General features: G+C 34.4%; 17 protein-coding genes and 1 pseudogene. 13 read left to right on the forward strand and 5 right to left on the reverse strand.

Annotation, left to right across the window (positions count from 1 at the left end):
- Positions 1-60: 60 nt before the first annotated feature.
- From DS031_RS10960 to DS031_RS10975, 4 genes and pseudogenes are all read left to right on the forward strand, one after another.
- Positions 61-1,047 carry a DUF2515 family protein gene (locus DS031_RS10960; protein ID WP_113806124.1) on the forward strand — a complete coding sequence of 329 codons (987 nt, stop codon included), beginning with the start codon at positions 61-63 and terminating at the stop codon, positions 1,045-1,047.
- Between the two features lie 129 nt (positions 1,048-1,176).
- Entirely contained in the window at positions 1,177-1,722 is a 546-nt protein-coding gene (locus DS031_RS10965) for a MerR family transcriptional regulator (protein ID WP_142675769.1), read from the forward strand.
- An 80-nt stretch (positions 1,723-1,802) separates the two neighbouring features.
- Positions 1,803-2,183, forward strand: a complete 381-nt coding sequence (locus DS031_RS10970; protein WP_245947361.1) for a YppE family protein — start codon at positions 1,803-1,805, stop codon at positions 2,181-2,183.
- Between the two features lie 160 nt (positions 2,184-2,343).
- Positions 2,344-3,630, forward strand: a pseudogene (locus DS031_RS10975) (LysM peptidoglycan-binding domain-containing protein).
- A gap of 28 nt (positions 3,631-3,658) precedes the next feature.
- Here the strand turns inward: DS031_RS10975 and DS031_RS24440 are convergent.
- Complete coding sequence (locus tag DS031_RS24440) at positions 3,659-3,793, reverse strand: hypothetical protein (RefSeq protein WP_281269115.1); 135 nt, start codon at positions 3,791-3,793, stop codon at positions 3,659-3,661.
- A 178-nt stretch (positions 3,794-3,971) separates the two neighbouring features.
- Here DS031_RS24440 and DS031_RS10980 point away from each other — a divergent pair, with 178 nt between their 5' ends.
- On the forward strand, positions 3,972-4,736 hold the full coding sequence (locus tag DS031_RS10980; RefSeq protein ID WP_113806127.1) for an NRDE family protein: 765 nt from the start codon (positions 3,972-3,974) through the stop codon (positions 4,734-4,736).
- A 25-nt stretch (positions 4,737-4,761) separates the two neighbouring features.
- Here DS031_RS10980 and DS031_RS23650 read toward each other — a convergent pair whose 3' ends face one another.
- From DS031_RS23650 to DS031_RS10985, 3 genes are all read right to left on the reverse strand, one after another.
- A complete protein-coding gene (locus tag DS031_RS23650) occupies positions 4,762-4,926 on the reverse strand; it encodes a hypothetical protein (protein WP_181833113.1) in 165 nt (54 codons plus the stop codon).
- A gap of 109 nt (positions 4,927-5,035) precedes the next feature.
- Positions 5,036-5,191 carry a hypothetical protein gene (locus DS031_RS23655; RefSeq protein WP_181833114.1) on the reverse strand — a complete coding sequence of 52 codons (156 nt, stop codon included), beginning with the start codon at positions 5,189-5,191 and terminating at the stop codon, positions 5,036-5,038.
- Positions 5,192-5,247: 56 nt separating this feature from the next.
- Entirely contained in the window at positions 5,248-5,886 is a 639-nt protein-coding gene (locus DS031_RS10985) for an abortive infection system antitoxin AbiGi family protein (RefSeq protein ID WP_113806128.1), read from the reverse strand.
- A 312-nt stretch (positions 5,887-6,198) separates the two neighbouring features.
- Here DS031_RS10985 and DS031_RS10990 point away from each other — a divergent pair, with 312 nt between their 5' ends.
- A complete protein-coding gene (locus DS031_RS10990) occupies positions 6,199-6,711 on the forward strand; it encodes a mismatch-specific DNA-glycosylase (RefSeq protein ID WP_113806129.1) in 513 nt (170 codons plus the stop codon).
- A 187-nt stretch (positions 6,712-6,898) separates the two neighbouring features.
- Positions 6,899-8,413 (forward strand): glucose-6-phosphate dehydrogenase, encoded by a 1,515-nt coding sequence (gene zwf, locus DS031_RS10995; RefSeq protein WP_113806130.1) that lies wholly within the window; start codon positions 6,899-6,901, stop codon positions 8,411-8,413.
- A gap of 156 nt (positions 8,414-8,569) precedes the next feature.
- Here zwf and DS031_RS11000 read toward each other — a convergent pair whose 3' ends face one another.
- Entirely contained in the window at positions 8,570-8,869 is a 300-nt protein-coding gene (locus DS031_RS11000; RefSeq protein WP_181833115.1) for a DUF4359 domain-containing protein, read from the reverse strand.
- A 330-nt stretch (positions 8,870-9,199) separates the two neighbouring features.
- Between DS031_RS11000 and cspD the strand changes: the two genes are divergently transcribed.
- The 6 genes from cspD (at position 9,200) to DS031_RS11030 (ending at position 16,446) form a co-directional block, all read left to right on the forward strand.
- Positions 9,200-9,400, forward strand: a complete 201-nt coding sequence (cspD, locus tag DS031_RS11005; protein ID WP_113806132.1) for a cold-shock protein CspD — start codon at positions 9,200-9,202, stop codon at positions 9,398-9,400.
- Positions 9,401-9,857: 457 nt separating this feature from the next.
- Complete coding sequence (locus tag DS031_RS11010) at positions 9,858-10,751, forward strand: acyl-ACP desaturase (protein ID WP_113806133.1); 894 nt, start codon at positions 9,858-9,860, stop codon at positions 10,749-10,751.
- A gap of 154 nt (positions 10,752-10,905) precedes the next feature.
- Positions 10,906-12,693, forward strand: a complete 1,788-nt coding sequence (gene pepF, locus DS031_RS11015) for an oligoendopeptidase F (RefSeq protein ID WP_113806134.1) — start codon at positions 10,906-10,908, stop codon at positions 12,691-12,693.
- A gap of 184 nt (positions 12,694-12,877) precedes the next feature.
- Positions 12,878-14,275, forward strand: a complete 1,398-nt coding sequence (locus tag DS031_RS11020; protein ID WP_113806135.1) for a Mur ligase family protein — start codon at positions 12,878-12,880, stop codon at positions 14,273-14,275.
- A gap of 17 nt (positions 14,276-14,292) precedes the next feature.
- Positions 14,293-15,696 (forward strand): Mur ligase family protein, encoded by a 1,404-nt coding sequence (locus tag DS031_RS11025; RefSeq protein WP_113806136.1) that lies wholly within the window; start codon positions 14,293-14,295, stop codon positions 15,694-15,696.
- Positions 15,697-15,726: 30 nt separating this feature from the next.
- Positions 15,727-16,446, forward strand: coding sequence for an NlpC/P60 family protein (locus DS031_RS11030; RefSeq protein ID WP_113806137.1), 720 nt, complete (start codon positions 15,727-15,729; stop codon positions 16,444-16,446).
- Positions 16,447-16,572 lie beyond the last annotated feature (126 nt).

The raw sequence follows: 16,572 nt of genomic DNA on the forward strand, positions 1-16,572 counted from the left end.
GTATAGTGTAACTAATTTTTTCTGAATTCTCAAATACTATGCAGAGGGGGAGATAAACCAATGGATAGAGGAAAACGAACATGGCTTGAAAAGCGATTAGTTGAAAAAGTAAAACGGGAAACAGAAAAACGAAATAAGGATAATATTTCACGTACTGTATGTTATCAAAACTATTATATGAAACATCAAGAAATTAGTTGGTCTTTTCTAGCCAGTATGGTTTCAAGAAATGCAGGCTGGAATATGACAGATTTAGAAAGCAAAAGCTTTTCTAAGCTAATTGATCAACCTTATCGTAATTTATTATTTCTTGTTTATGAACGCGCAAATTGGTTAATATTTGCGGATGCTTATCCTCAGCTGCTCATTTATGCGCTTTCAAAGCGGTATAAAAAGCCGTATTTTTATTTGCTGGATGATTTTTTCGTTTCCTCATTTATGAAGAACGAATGGCTCCATTTTTGGAATAATCATAATAAAGAACGGCTTTGCACAGCTCTTATTATAAATGAACAGCATGTCATTCAACAGCCAGTTATTGAACATCCGATTTTAAAAAAGCGTGTTTTTCATTCTTTTTCTTTTTTCTTTGAGGAATTGTTTCATTTTAGCACGGTGTTGTTTCCAACATTAAAAGGTGAATTATATGGCTTTTGTGTTAAAAATTTTCAAGAGGTGTCAGAACGTATTGAATTAGGAAAAAAACTAAAGTGGCTCTTAATAGATTCCGGGCATAAACAATCCTTTTTTCAATTTGCATTAGCTACTTCTCATACAGGATCAAGAAGAGATTATCAACAATATGGTGTAAAAGGAGAAAAAACACCAATTTTAAGAAGCACTTATCCAGTTATACCGCACGAACGTTCTTACAGAAAGGATTGGTATCGCGCACACATAGATGCTGTTCACTATTTTAAGCCCCTTTCGCCCCTTGATTACTATCATGTGACAGATTGGTATGAGAAAAAAGAAAATCAGATAAAGAAGTTAGCTTTTTTTTATTCAGCTTTTAAAAAAGGAAGAGACATATTGCGGAAAGACTGAAATCTGTTGTAAGGATTGTCGAAACTTACTTTCTTTGGCGAACGTTCACTAGTTTTGTCAGGGGAGGAGGGGATTAGCAAAGGATCAGGAATAAAGTAATTAAACAATAATGCGGGAGGGTATTATGTGATGGAAATGATTTTAAAAACGAAACAAGTTTCTGAAGAACTGGGTGTAAATCCTTCCACGATTCAGCGCTGGGTGAAATTTTTTAATTTACCATGTCAACGTAATGAACACGGCCATTATTTGTTTAATGAAAAACATATAGAAGAATTGAGAAAAATAAAAGATCAATTAAGTGAAGGTCTCGCTATGACCGACGTGCAAATTGATATCCCCAAAAAAGAAGCTGTCAAAACAAAAGAATTCACTTTAAATAATGAAATTGAAAAGCGTTTAGATAAATTGATTATGCGTATTGATAATATGGAACGCCGCTTAGAAACAAAGGCAGATGAGGTTGTGTCAGCTCAGCTCTTACAGCATCGGTTAGAAATTGATGATTTAGTAAAGAAAATTAATTCTCTTGAAAATACTTTACTCGAAATGCAGGAGAAACAAACTTTTCAAATGCAAGATTATCATTCAGATTTTATGCTTGAAAAACCAAAACCTGTGAAGCGTAGTTGGTTTGCGAGTCTTCTGCAGCTCTTTTCAATGATTAAATCTTAATTCATTGGATACAAGAATGAACTGATTCGTGCGGAAACCCTTAAAATTTGTTAGGATAGTAACAAATGGAGGGAGACGCTGTGAATACAGAATTAACAAAAACACAACAACTGCTGCTTTATACAAAACAGCTGCAGCAGTTAAATAAACAAGCCTACGATCAATATCACAATCGAACAAAACACGAAGGATATGAAGTAAACTTTTATGAAGAAGTAAAGCCGTTTGCTGACGAAGTATTAGCGATCTCAAATAATTGGAAACCGCTTGCAGAAGAATGGATAGCGGATGCAAAGCCTAAATATGTGTATCCCATTCAAATTCATGATACGTATGAAAACCTTACAATTATTTCTGTTACAGCATTTCAAAAGGATACAAAAGAAAAAAGATTTAATGAAATGATTAAATCGATTGATTATGTTTTACATGCTATGATTGAACAATTAAAATATGCATGATAACGTTTTTTGATAAATCTGCAAGCGCAATCCAATTATTGCGCTTTTTATTATCTCCCCTCTTAAAATTTCAATTACTATACTATTTTATTAAAACTAATAAATTATCTTTAAAGCGAATAATGTAATATTAGCTTAGTTCATTTTGGGAGGGGATCGCATGCAAATACATGTCGTACAACCAGGGAATTCGTTATATGGCATTTCACAAGCATATAATGTCTCACTTGAAGAGCTTATGAAAGCAAATGAGTTAGGAAATGAGACACGGTTAGTTGTCGGTCAAACACTTGTGATACCAATTAGAGGTGCTTATCATTGGGTTCAGCCTGGAGACAGTTTATATAAAATAAGTCAACTCTATAACATTTCCATTCAAGAATTAGCTCGAATAAATCGGGTGTGGAATTACAGTCAATTAAGTGTCGGAACAAGGTTATATATTCCTCCGAAAAAGCGTCAGCCTATTGATGTGAATGGTTATATTGAACCGAAAAATAATCCAGCGTAGGAAGCGGTGGAGATCGATAAAGTTGGTGAACATTTAAGTTATTTAGCCGTATTTAGTCATAAAGTGAAGCGTGACGGAAGTATTGAAGCACCTCCAGGAGAGGCAGGGCTCATCAGCGCCGCATATAATGACAAAGTCGTTCCCCTTTTCGTGTTAACAAATCTTGAAGAAGATCAGTTCAGTACAGAGCTTGGTCAAACAATTTTGTCAAACGAAAGTTTACAAGATAAAGTGCTGAATGAAGCGCTTCGGTTAATGGAGCAGAAAGGATATTTAGGGCTTAATATCGATTTTGAACATTTACGGCGTGAAGATCGTGTTCTTTATAATCAATTTCTTCGTAAGGCTCTAGGAAAAGTAAGAGAAAAAGGGTATTCGTTATCAACGGCATTGGCACCGAAAGTAAGCGGAGAACAAGCGGGCGCATGGTATGAAGCCCATGATTATCCCGCCCACGGTAGTATTGTTGATTTTGTTATTCTAATGACATATGAATGGGGGTGGAGTGGTGGACCGCCGATGGCAGTTGCACCGCTTGATCAAGTCCGTCGAGTCGTTGAATATGCAGCCTCAGTAATGCCGAATAATAAAATTATGATGGGAATACCGCTTTATGGTTATGATTGGACGCTGCCATATGTGGCCGGGGGACAGTTCGCAAAAGTGGTAAGCCCAGTAAGAGCTGTTTCACTGGCCAGGCAATACAATGCTGCCATTCAATACGATTGGAAAGCACAATCGCCATACTTTACTTATTGGGATGAGCAGGGCAAACAGCATGAAGTATGGTTTGAAGATGCACGAAGTATTCAGGCAAAATTTAATTTCGTAAAAGAGTTAGGAATTCGCGGTGTTAGTTATTGGAAATTAGGAGTTGATTTTCCTCAAAATTGGTTGTTAATTGAAGAAAACTTTATTGTAAGAAAAAGAGTATAAGCGTGGATGATCCACGCTTATACTCTTTTTAACGATTTTCATTTCGCTGTCGTTCATTTTCATATGAGAGCGGCTCACTCGCTGACTCAACATCAGGTGCATGTTTTGGTTTTTGGTTTTCATGTCCTTTTCGTTTATGGTTAAAACCTTTCCCTCTTCCCACTGCAATCAACTCCTTTCAATCCTAGTCACCTAATAGTATTTGTTTAAGGAAATAAAATTATTTTAAAATACGCTATGTTAAAAAACTAAGTTGAGTGTGTTCGAACAGGCAATTATCTTTTCAAAATAGAACATGGTAAAATCAAAAAAATCGTATCAGTCAAAGGAAGTGATAGACTATGTGCTTAATTCTTTTTGCACATCGTGTTCATCCAATTTATCCGTTAATTGTCGCAGCAAATCGAGATGAATTTTATAATCGTCCTACAAAGGAAGCTCATTTTTGGGACGATCATCCTGATATCCTTGCGGGACGCGATTTAAAGCAAATGGGAACATGGATGGGGGTAACGACAACAGGTCGATTTGCTGCACTAACAAATTATCGAGAACTCGTAGAACTGGACATAAATAAACAGTCGAGGGGAGAGATCGTCTCGAATTTTTTAGCTGGTAGTGATTGTTCTTCCCACTATTTACAAACATTAGCCAAGAAAAAAGAGCAATATGAAGGTTTTAATATCATAGTGGGAGATAGAAATGAGTTATGGTATTATTCTAATCGCACAAATGAGCCTATAAAGCTTGAACCAGGTATTTATGGGTTGGGCAATTCTTTAATCAATACACCGTGGCCAAAAGTTGTAATAGGAAAACAGCTTTTTCAAAACGCGATTTCAGAACGAATGGTTGACCAAGAGCAGCTGTTTGAGGCACTAGCAAATGTTGAACAGCCAACAGATAATCTTTTGCCAAATACAGGAGTTGGGGAAGAATGGGAACGGAAGCTTGCTCCCCTTTTTATAAAAACCGAAAACTACGGAACGAGAGCTTCGACTGTTTTAACAGTTAGTAACGATGGAAATGTTATTTTTACTGAACGAACATTTAAAAAGGAAACTTCATTTGAAAAGAAGTTTGAGTTTCAAATAAAGAAAAAATAAAAAGCGCTTCAAAGGACAAGCGCTTTTATGTCGGTGTATGGGTATTGGTGGGGGGATCGTTCGGATCTTCTTTTAGTGGTATTGACTCTTCTCTTTGATAAATCATACTTCCGATAATATAGCAAAATCCACCTAAGATAAGGAAAAAGCCAAGAAGAGAAAAATAAAATAATATTGGACTTGCAAGCATGGACCAACCTCCTTTGGTACATCTATATGTATCAAAGGAGGTTTTTTGAACAAATTAATAAGAAATGTGTAATTTTTTCATTCAAGAGTGAACTTTTTTAAGTAAAACCTTAGTGCCATTCATCCCAATAAATATTTATATAATTAGCATCGGGTTGTGTGTTTTCTTTTTCTTGCTTTGCTGCTTTGACATGCTTTTTAACGGCAAAATTATTCTCTGGATTCGCGTTATTCATTAGTCGATTGCTGATATGTTTTTTATTCATCAAAATAAACACTCCTATTTGTAGGGTAATTTTTTTATTTGTATGATATTTAACTATTAAGCTTGTTCAATTAACTTCCATGATAAAACTGAAATATCTTCGGGGTAGTGGTGAAGAAGTAAGTATTTTCTCACATCAGGAACATAATGATTGGGCACCACAATGGCTGCGATGCTATCTTCTGTGAAGTGGTAGTCACCAACATGACGCCATTCTTTTTCACGATAAAAAGTATGCTCTTCGCTTTTTGGCGTAAAATTTGTAATTTTAATGAAATTTAATAAAAATTCTAAGCTGAAATTATTACTTTGCAATTGAATATTTTCTAACACATTATGTTGAAAGCTTCGATTTTCTGATGATACATAAAATACTGGTGAAAACTGGTGTTGAATAAAATTTGCTTTAAATCCTATAGCGGCACGTCCGTAATATGGGGCATGGTTTAAAAGATCTTTAAATGGTATATCAGTCGTACAGCAAAATTCTTTTGTGTGATATGTTTCTGTAATTTGTTCTGTACAGGTTGCTCTTAAAAGCTTACTTTTTAATATTTCTTTTAAAATCGACACAGATTTCCCTTCAGACTTTGGTTTTCCAAGCTTTAGTATATCTTCAGGCTGTTTTATAGAGCGCCAATCAATAATTGGAGATCCTGTAAAATGCCAATAAATAGTCGAATAATAGCGCTGCATGTTATCACACCTTTTTATTATTCAGCATTAGCGGACAGTTTTTAAATGGCGCTGATCAATCAACAGAGCTTTAAAATATAGCTTTTCACATAATAAAAGATTTATACTATTTGTAAGCTAAGAACCACTTGAGTATAATAAAAAATGGTGTTCTCTTATGAATAATGCCATCTCTTTAAGTGAATGAAAGATACCTTTTACAATGAGGAGTATTTATATAAAGTAATTTAAATTATAAAGATTGTGATAATTTCTAATATAGTGTAAAATACAATCAATTCATTTATGGTTATAAATTTTAGGAGTGTTAAAATGGAGACGATTCCAGATTATTTGAAAAAGGATTTGCTTGTTTTATTTGTCGGCTTTAATCCAAGTATCCGTTCAAGTGAAGTAGGTCATCATTTTGCAAACCCCACAAATCGTTTTTGGAAAATTCTCTATCATGCAGGATTGACGCCGGAAAAAATGACATATGAAGAAGATTTTCGATTGCTTAAACATAACTATGGTCTTACAAATATCGTTTCTAGGCCTACAAAGGCAGCTGTTGATATTACAAAAGAAGAGTACCAGCAAGGACGTGAAAATTTAAGAAAACTTCTTTTACATTTCCAACCAAAATGTGTTTGCTTTGTTGGAAAAGGGGTTTATCAAGAGTTTAGCGGCAAGCGTAAAGCAGACTGGGGCTTTCAAGAACAGTCTGTTGTTGCGGGTGTGCGCGAATTTGTGGCACCTTCTTCAAGCGGTCTTGTTCGAATGAAATTAGATGAAATAACAGCAATTTACCGAAAGTTAACAGAATTTGTCGAATTATATCGATGAATTAAGGCTGTGAATTTCAATTACCATACTTTATAATATATAAATGAATAAAAAATTAAAATAATTTGAAAATTAGCGATAATTTCTCTCAATTATTTGATTTAATCCCTAAATTCATATAGAATTTAGTACTTGGATAGGAGTTTTTTTAGTAAATAGAAATGTTAATAAAGTGAGGCATTGAAAAATGAACACAACAGAGAAACCTAAAACTACAATTGTAATCTTTGGCGCGACTGGTGACTTAGCAAAGCGTAAATTATTTCCATCCATTTATAACCTTTATAAAAGTGGAAAGCTTTCTGAAGAGTTTGCTGTAGTAGGCGCTGCAAGAAGGCCGTGGTCAAATGACGTATTTCGTGAAAATGTTGCTGATTCGATCAAAGAAGCTGCAAAAGAAGAGATTTCAATTGATCTAGATGAATTTTGCAAGCACTTTTACTATCTGCCATTTGATGTAACAAATGCAGAATCTTATCAAGAATTAAACACACTGCTAACAAATTTAGAAGAAGAGTTTCATATTCCAGGAAATCGAATTTTTTACATGGCAATGGCACCCAACTTTTTCGGGACAATTGCATCAAATCTTAAAGCTGAAGGTGTTACAAATACAAATGGTTGGAATCGTTTAGTTATTGAAAAACCATTTGGTCACAATTTCTCCTCAGCGGAAAAGCTTAACCAGGAACTTCGTGAAGCATTTGCCGAAGATGAAATTTATCGTATTGATCACTATCTTGGAAAAGAAATGGTCCAAAATATTGAAGTGATTCGTTTTGCAAATGCGATTTTTGAACGCCTTTGGAACAATCGCTTTATTTCAAATATTCAAGTAACCTCAAGTGAAACATTAGGTGTAGAAGATCGTGGCGGCTATTATGATAGTTCTGGTGCACTTCGTGATATGGTTCAAAATCATATGCTTCAAATGGTTGCGCTGCTTGCGATGGAACCGCCAATTCGATTAAAGCCGGATGATATTCGAAATGAAAAAATTAAAGTTCTTCGTGCATTAAGACCTGTTTCATTAGAACAAGTTGATGAGTATTTTGTACGAGGTCAATATGGACCGGGTATTGCAAACAACAGCGAAGTAATTGGCTATCGCGAAGAGAAAAATGTGGATCCAGATTCAAACACAGAGACGTTTGTTTCAGGAAAATTAATGATTGATAATTTCCGTTGGGCAGGTGTACCATTTTACATTCGAACTGGAAAGAGAATGAAACAAAAATCGACTAAAATTGTCGTTCAGTTTAAAGAACTGCCGATGAATTTATATGAAGACAAGCAAAAAGACAGCAAAATGCATCCAAATTTATTAGTCATTCATATTCAGCCTGATGAAGGAATTACATTGTTCTTAAACGGTAAGAAGCTCGGTTTATCAGGTGAAACAACACCTGTTCAGTTAGAGTACTGCAATAACTGCGGAATTGATGCGTTAAATACACCGGAAGCATACGAGCGTTTAATTTATGACTGCATGCTTGGTGATGCAACAAACTTTACCCATTGGGATGAAGTAGCATTATCTTGGAAGCTTGTTGATACGATTTCAACTGCTTGGGAAAATAATAAAGCAGCAGATTATCCAAACTATGAATCAGGCTCGATGGGCCCTAAAGCATCTGATGAGCTTTTAGCAAAAGACGGTTTTCATTGGTGGCCAATTACAGACATTGAGTTTGGGGTATAATAAACTTTAGCAACATGCTTGCTCGGTAATGAATAAAATCATAACTGAAAGAGAACATATTTTCAGTTACATATAGTGATTGATTGTGAAGCATGCAAATCAATGAAATGAGATAAAAGTAAAACGAATAAAGGAGTGACTCTACGAGTCACTCCTTTATTCGTTATTTTGTTTATCAAACGTAATAAAGGTATTAAAAAAACCAATTGTTTTTGTGACGTTGTCTTTAGAATAGGACGTTTGGAAGATTGAAAAAAACAAAAAGTCTTTTGTTTCTGTAGAGGAGTTAATAATTGGTTTTGCTATATAATCAGTCCCAAGATTAATTAAAATGCCTTTATCTTCTTTTAAATGGTGGACAGCCCAATTGGTGTAGTCCTCTTGATCTGGATTGGTAAAGGCACAAAGGAAAAATAAAGCCGTCACACATAGAATTACTATCAATTTTTTACTCAATCGTATACACTCTCCTTTTTTATTCAGTTTAAACGTGTTTTTTGAAAATTAAACATAAAGGGTAAAAGAGAAATTTTTGTCTAGATAAGGAGATTGATTATAAATTGTTCTTGGATTGTTTGACTTTACTGTTTTTATCAGTTATAGTTAAATTAACTATTGCGTTTGTTATATAAATAAAAAGGATATTTTTAAGTCGTAACTTTAAAAGAAGTGGAGCGATCTTATAGTCCTATACTTCTTGAAGATACGACTTTTGCTTTTGTCATTATATAAAAGAACGAATGGTAATTATTTGTACTCTCAATTGAGTACATAGGAGGAAAACACATGCAAACAGGTAAAGTAAAATGGTTTAACGCTGAAAAAGGTTTTGGATTTATCGAAGTTGAAGGTGGAGACGATGTATTCGTACACTTCTCAGCTATTCAAACTGAAGGTTTCAAAACTTTAGAAGAAGGTCAAACAGTTACTTTTGAAATCACTGAAGGTAACCGTGGACCACAAGCTGCTAACGTACAAAAAGCGTAAGTAAACGATAAAAATGATACAGCAAAATGCTGTATCATTTTTTTGAACTTAAACCATTATAAAATCAAATTCATAACCTATTCTAAATGAGAACTTTTTTCAAAAACTGTTTGCTTATTTTCCGATAATCCATTATAATTACGTAGTACATGTTTCATAAAAGTAAATTTTATACGAACTTTAACGTTTCCCTCATTTTAATTCCCCAAAGCCAAAGTTGTTCTAACCTGCATTTTTACTTTTACTATTTAAAGGATAGAAATGAAGTAAGGAAGAATTTTATTACAGCTGCTTTGGATGACATGACAAACTGTGAAGCCTTTTAATAGGGATTGAGCAGTGCGGGGAACTTTTTTGAAAAAATAGGTTTTTTTCTTATTATTTTGTGTTATAAAAATATCTAATAAGATTATGAAATCATACCATACATTCCTTACAACAAGAAAGGATGTTTTTTTTGTTAACAAACCATTTAGATTTTCGATTAGAACCAAGAATTAAAGAACTCTATGACCTCCATAAGGAGCGCTCAGAAAAAATTGACTGGGGCTATCATGATTTTCTTCCGTGGGACAAGGCGATGGACTTTCGTCGAGTACCATGGGATGAAAGCCAAGTAACGCTTCCTGAAGGTCTAATTACAGCAGTTGAAACCGCTCTATTAACTGAGGTAAATTTACCATGGTTTACGTCTCACTTAGAGCAGACATTTAAAGGCTCTATTTCTATTATTAAAGATTTTGTTCATACGTGGACTGCTGAGGAAGATCAGCATTCAAATCTTTTAGAAAATTATTTGTTAATTACAAGAAATGTAAACCCTAAAAGACTTCATGAACTTCACAAACAAACAGTCGAAAGCGGCTGGGCACCTGATTTTTCTACACCAATTGAAACAATGGCTTATACAACGCTTCAAGAGCTTGCGACAATGGTGTTTTATAATAACGTAGCAAAAGTAGCAGGACAGCATGATAAAGATTTAGCAACGCTGCTGCGCCGACTTGCCAAAGATGAAATTCTTCACTACGCATTTTACCGAGATATTATTCGTTTTCATTTAGAACTTGAACCGAACTATATCTACTATTTGGAGAAAGTGATTATGAACTTCCAAATGCCGGGAGCTGTTATGCCTGATTTTAAAAAGCGTATGAAAATTATTTCAAATGAAGCAAACTATGGACCGCTCCAATACTTTGATCAAGTACTTGATGTAATTGTTGAGTACTGGGGAATTAACGATTTACGACCAATTGCTCCAGAAGCGGAACAAGCAAGGTTAAATATTTTAAAATATCATGATCGCTTGAAAAAGCTTAGAAATCGTTATAATAAAGTGAATGTTTAAGTTTTTTGTACAATAAAATAACATACAAAAAGAGAATGGCGTAATTAGTCATTCTCTTTTTGTATAGATACATAGTAATAGAAAAAGGAGTAGAAAAGAAAAGTTCGAAAATATAGGGAAAGAAATTTAACTGGATTGTGAGGAGGGATGTTGTTTGAAACCATACACTTCAAGAGAAGAAGTAGCCATAAATGAAAAATGGGATTTAACAGATATTTATAAAGATAAAAATGATTGGGAGAAAGATTATCAAAAAATTTTAGATATAACGAAAGAACTAAAATCGTTTAACGGTAAAATTGACTGTGCAGATCGTTTATTTCATTATTTATCATTTGTTGAAGAGGTAAAGTACTTATACAGCAAATTATATGTATTTGCTAAATTGCAGCTTGATGTGGATACTCGGATTTCTTCCTCTCAAGCATTAGTAGATCAAGCGGCACATTTAGGACAAAAAATAAGTGCGGCTACTTCTTTTTTTATGCCTTTTTTATTAAGTCTTAATGAACATACTTTAAAAGATTATATAAAAGAAGTAAAAGGTCTTCAATATTTTGAAGATTATTTATTTGAAGCGTATCGATATAAACAGTATGTGTTAAGCGAAGAAAAAGAAGAAATTCTTTCCCAGATAGGAGAAGCTCTCTCATCTCCTAAAAATACATTTGATATGATTAATAACGCTGATATTAAGTTTGGAAGAGTGACGGCAGACAATGGAGAAAAAGTGGAGCTTACAAGAGGGATGTATGTAAAATTAACAGAAAGCGAAAATAGAGAAAAGCGAAAAGAAGCCTATCAAGCATATTATAAGCCATACATTCAATTAAAAAATACTATTGCATCGACATTGAGTTCAGCTATCAAAAATAATGTTCTGCTTACAAATATGCGTGGTTATCCTTCCGCTTTAGAAAAATCACTTTTTTCTGATTGCATTCCAGAGGCGGTGCATAACAATTTAATTCAATCTACTAAAAATAATATCGCAAGCCTTCATACCTATATGAAAATTAGAAAGGAACAACTTAATCTAAACGAACTGCGAGCCTATGATTTAAATGTTTCTTTAGTAAAAGGAATAAAAGAGGAGATTTCGTTTGAAGAAGCTTATGAGACGATGTTAAAAAGCTTACAGCCGCTTGGTGAAGAGTATGTTGATACATTATTAACTTTTAAAGAAAAGCGTTATATCGATGTCAGAGAAACACCGGGAAAACGTTCAGGAGCTTATAATTTAGGTTTATACGGTGTCCATCCGTTTGTATTATTAAATTACCAAGATGATTTAGATAGTTTATTTACGCTTGCACATGAAATGGGTCATGCTATGCACAGCTATTATTCTAGTAAAAACCAGCCCCGCATTTCAGCAGGTTATTCAATATTTGTTGCTGAAGTGGCTTCAACAGTAAATGAAGTATTATTAATTCGCTATTTAATAAATCATACAGAGGATAAAAAGTTAAAGCGTTATTTACTTAATCATTTTCTTGATAAGTTTAAAGGAACGTTTTTTACGCAGGTGATGTTTTCAGAGTTTGAAAAAATCACTCATGAGCGAGCGGAAAAAGGCGAGCCGCTAAACGCAGAAATATTTAATAAAATTTATGAATCGTTATTTAAACAATATAATGGAAAAGATGTTGTCTGTGATGAGGAAGTGAAATATGGATGGACTCGAATTCCTCATTTTTACCGTCCATTTTATGTGTACAAATATGCGACAGGATTTACTTCTGCGATTCACATTGCTGATCGCTTACTTGACGGTGACAAAGGAATGTTAACGTCTTATTTAACTTTTCTTAAAAGCGGAAGTTCCGATTTCCCTCTTGAACTGTTAAAGAAAACGGGAGTAGATTTAGTAAACCCTGAACCGATCCGCCATGCTTTATCGATTTTTAAGGACCTTGTAAATGAATTTTCCTCATCTTAAGTCAAATAAGAACCTGTCGAAAAGAGAATTCTTTCGACAGGCTCTTATTTGGTTGTACAGAGATTCATGGTTAATTTATTGTCACCGCTATAACAAGGTTACATAATATAAATTAACTTGCTTGGAAATTAAAATTAGTTAGGAAGTATAGTTGATAATTATTGGAGGAAGAGAGGGGACTTAGTTGAAACCACTTTATTTAAATGAACTTCTTAGAGCCGTTAAGGGCAAAGTAGTGAAAGGTGAAGGAAATCCTCTCATTAAAAATGTGATCACAAAGCCTTATAAAATAGCTTCTCATACAATGCTTTTTGATTTATATAAAAAAGTAAAAATTGATTGGGAGTTATTTGAAAAAACACAATGTGCTGTGGTTGTAACGGATAAACCAGAAGATTTCAAGCGGCTAGGTGAAAATGTTGTTCTAATAAAAGTGGATGATCTTGATCAAGCTTATTGGGATTTTATTGATTATTATCGCGGTCTCTTTAATATTCCGATTATAGGAGTGACCGGTACGTGTGGAAAAACGACGACAAAAGAAATGATTACACATATTCTCGAAAAGCGTTATGCTGTTCAATCCACTTATAAAAGTTTCAACGGAGGTCATCGCAACCACCGCTATCTTCTTGGAATTAATGAAAAAACAGGTGCAGCAGTGATTGAAATGGGAGTAGATGCACCGGGCGATATTACTTTTTATATTAACTACTTTAAGCCTCAAATTCGAATTTTATTAAATATTGATGTGTATCATTTGCTTGGCTGTAAAACTCCAGAACGCTATGTGAACGCGAAGGCAGAAATTCTTCACGACGTTGATCCCGTTAATGGCAAGTTGATCATAAATGCAGATGATAAAAATATTAAAAAAATTGATACTAGTCAATTTCAACATCTTATTACGTATATAGGATTTAGCGATCAATGTCACTTTCGAGCAGATAAGGTGAGTTATGGAAAAGGGGGTATGACCTTTACGCTTCACTATCAGAACAAACAGTATCAAGTTTTTGTGCCCGGCTATGGCGAACATAATGTTTATAATGCGCTCGCTGCAATTGCGGCTTGTTATTATGCAGGAATCGATCTAAAAGAAGCATGTGAACGGATTACTTCGTTTAGTCAAGTAATTGAACATTTAGAATTTCGAACAGGTTTAAATGGCAGTACCGTAATTGATGATACGTGGAATGTTACGCCGCTTTCCATGTCTACCGCTCTCGAGGTTATGAAAGAAGTAGCACAAACAAAAACAAAGATTGCCCTGTTAGGTTACATGCCTCAATTAGGAAATGGAGAGTATGCAAAACAGGAATATGAAAAAATCGGTGAAAAAGTAATCGCTACAAACGTTGACTTGCTTTTTGTAGTAGGCGATGAAGCGAAAGCGATTGGCGAAAAAGCGCTTCAATTAGGGATGAATCGAAGTAAAGTATTTTTTTGCAGAACGGGATTAGAGACTTATCAGCATGTTAAACCTTTCTTAACACAAGATGCAATTATGCTTCTTAAAATACCCCACCGTGTGATGATTGAGGACTCCTTTAAAGAATTTAAACAAAAAATTATTGTGTAATCAATGGAGGATTTCCCATGAAAACATTATTTCTCCAAGAAATTTTAAAACAAACAGGTGGAACAATTATTCAAGGTTCCGGTAATCCACTCATTCAATCTGTTACGTATCGTCCTAAAAAAATTAGCGATCATACTTTATTATTTCATCGCTACAAAGATATGAGCTTGAAAAAAAAGTTGTTTCAAAAATATAAGTCGGTTGTTGTTATGACTGATGTGCCGGAAATGTTTCAAAATCTTAGCAGCAGTGTGATGATTGTAAAAGTGAATGAAGTCGAAGAAGTGTATTGGAAGTTTGTAAATTATTATCGGGGAATTTTTTCGATTCCGGTAATTGGTATAACGGGTACATGTGGAAAAACAACAACAAAAGAAATGGTAAAGCATATATTAAGGAAATATCATAAAGTCCATTCAACATTTTTAAGCAATAATCAGCGTTCCCTTAATTTAAAGTATTTACTTGGTATGGACGATGAAACAGAAGCAGCAGTATTTGAAATGCCTGTCGCCTCTCCAGGCTATTTAACAAATACCATTCATTATTTTCAACCGAATATTCGCATTTTATTAAATATTGATGTATATCATCTAAGAGATTCTAAAACTCCTGAAGCCTATATGAAAGCAAAAGCAGAGATTATTAACGGTTTAAACCGTGAAACAGGCATTATTATTATTAACAATGACGATGAAAACATCCGAAAAGTTCTTGATGTAACTGAGTTTAAACAGGTGATTCGTTTTGGAATTGATAAGAAGTGCGATTTTCAAGCAAAAAAGATTCAATATGAAAAAGATGGCATGACCTTTACGCTTTTTTATAAAAACCAAAGTTATCCTGTATATGTACCGGGATATGGAAAGGGAAACGTCTACAATTCGCTTGCTGCAATTGCGGCAGCTTCAAGTACTGGAATGGAGATAAGAGAATGCTGTGAACGCCTTGCTTCGTTTCGTCAAATGAAAGAGCATTTACAATTTCATAATGGTCGAGGAGGATGCACGGTTATTGATGATACGTGGAACGCGGCCCCCCTTTCAATGGCAGCGTCCCTTGATGTATTAAAAGAAACCGCTGAAACAAAAAAGAAAGTTGCCATACTAGGGTATATGCCGCAGCTTGGAGATAGCAGCTATGCAAAAGAACAGTATGTAAAAATGGGAGAAAAAGCAGCTGCATCAAAATTAGATTTATTATTTGTCGTAGGGGAGCAGGCAAAAGAGATCGGAAACAAAGCAATTGCACTTGGTATGAATCCAAAAAATGTTCATTTTGTCAGCACAGGAACAGAAATCTATCAAATTCTTCGACCGCTGTTAACTCGTGATACAGCAATTCTTTTTAAAATTCCTCATCGTGTAATGATTCAAGATTCCTTCAAGGAACTAAAGAAAAAGCTCTTAAATACAACTTGATTTTCTATTGTGATGTTAAGAGGTGATTTTATGTCTGCGTCGTTTATTGTGATGACCACAGACGAAGCAATTGCTAGATATAACGCAAACTATAATGGCTACCTGAAACATGAAGTAGTAAAAGTGAATCAATATAGAGAAGCGTATAAACACATAAAAGGAAGTCTTGCTGATCAAATTGTAGAACGGGCGATTTGGTATATGGAACATGGTTATACCGTCTATGGGATGGGGCATAACTCTTATCATTCTGACGGTGTTCTTGATTGTTCCAATTTTACGAAGCTTGTTTATGGAGATTTCGGAATTAAATTAAGTGGGGTAGCAAAAAAGTATGATACGTTCGGTACAAGAGTAAAAGGTGTATATCCACATAAAGTCAATAGATATTGGCAGATAGAAGGAACAGAACATTTATTACCAGGAGATCTGCTAACTTGGTGGTATGATCGCTCTGATGGTTACAGAATAATCGGCCATGTTGGTATATATATGGGGAAAGTAAATGGTAAACCTACTGTCATTTGTACAGCTGGTCAAGACACACCAACTGCAATTGGCATAATAACAAGTTTTAAAAACTGGTGGGGAAAGCATTTTTATACAGCACAAAGAGTGTTGCCAGACTGTTCATGGACACCAGGATTGATTCATGTCAATTACGAAGACAAAGGACCTGTTATTCCTAAGCGGTATATACTACCTCCTCAAAAACCACTAATTATGCCAAAAAAAGACAAACAATCATAAAAAGTTTATCCGTGTTATGAATATATCATCTTAAATTGAAAAATTTACGCCTTACTTGTATTGACCTGCACCCACATAATGTCAATTTCATAAGATGGATTAATGCAAATCGTGCTCTGCTAATTG

This window comes from Bacillus taeanensis (genome assembly GCF_003318295.1).
Lineage (GTDB): Bacteria > Bacillota > Bacilli > Bacillales > UBA6769 > Maribacillus > Maribacillus taeanensis.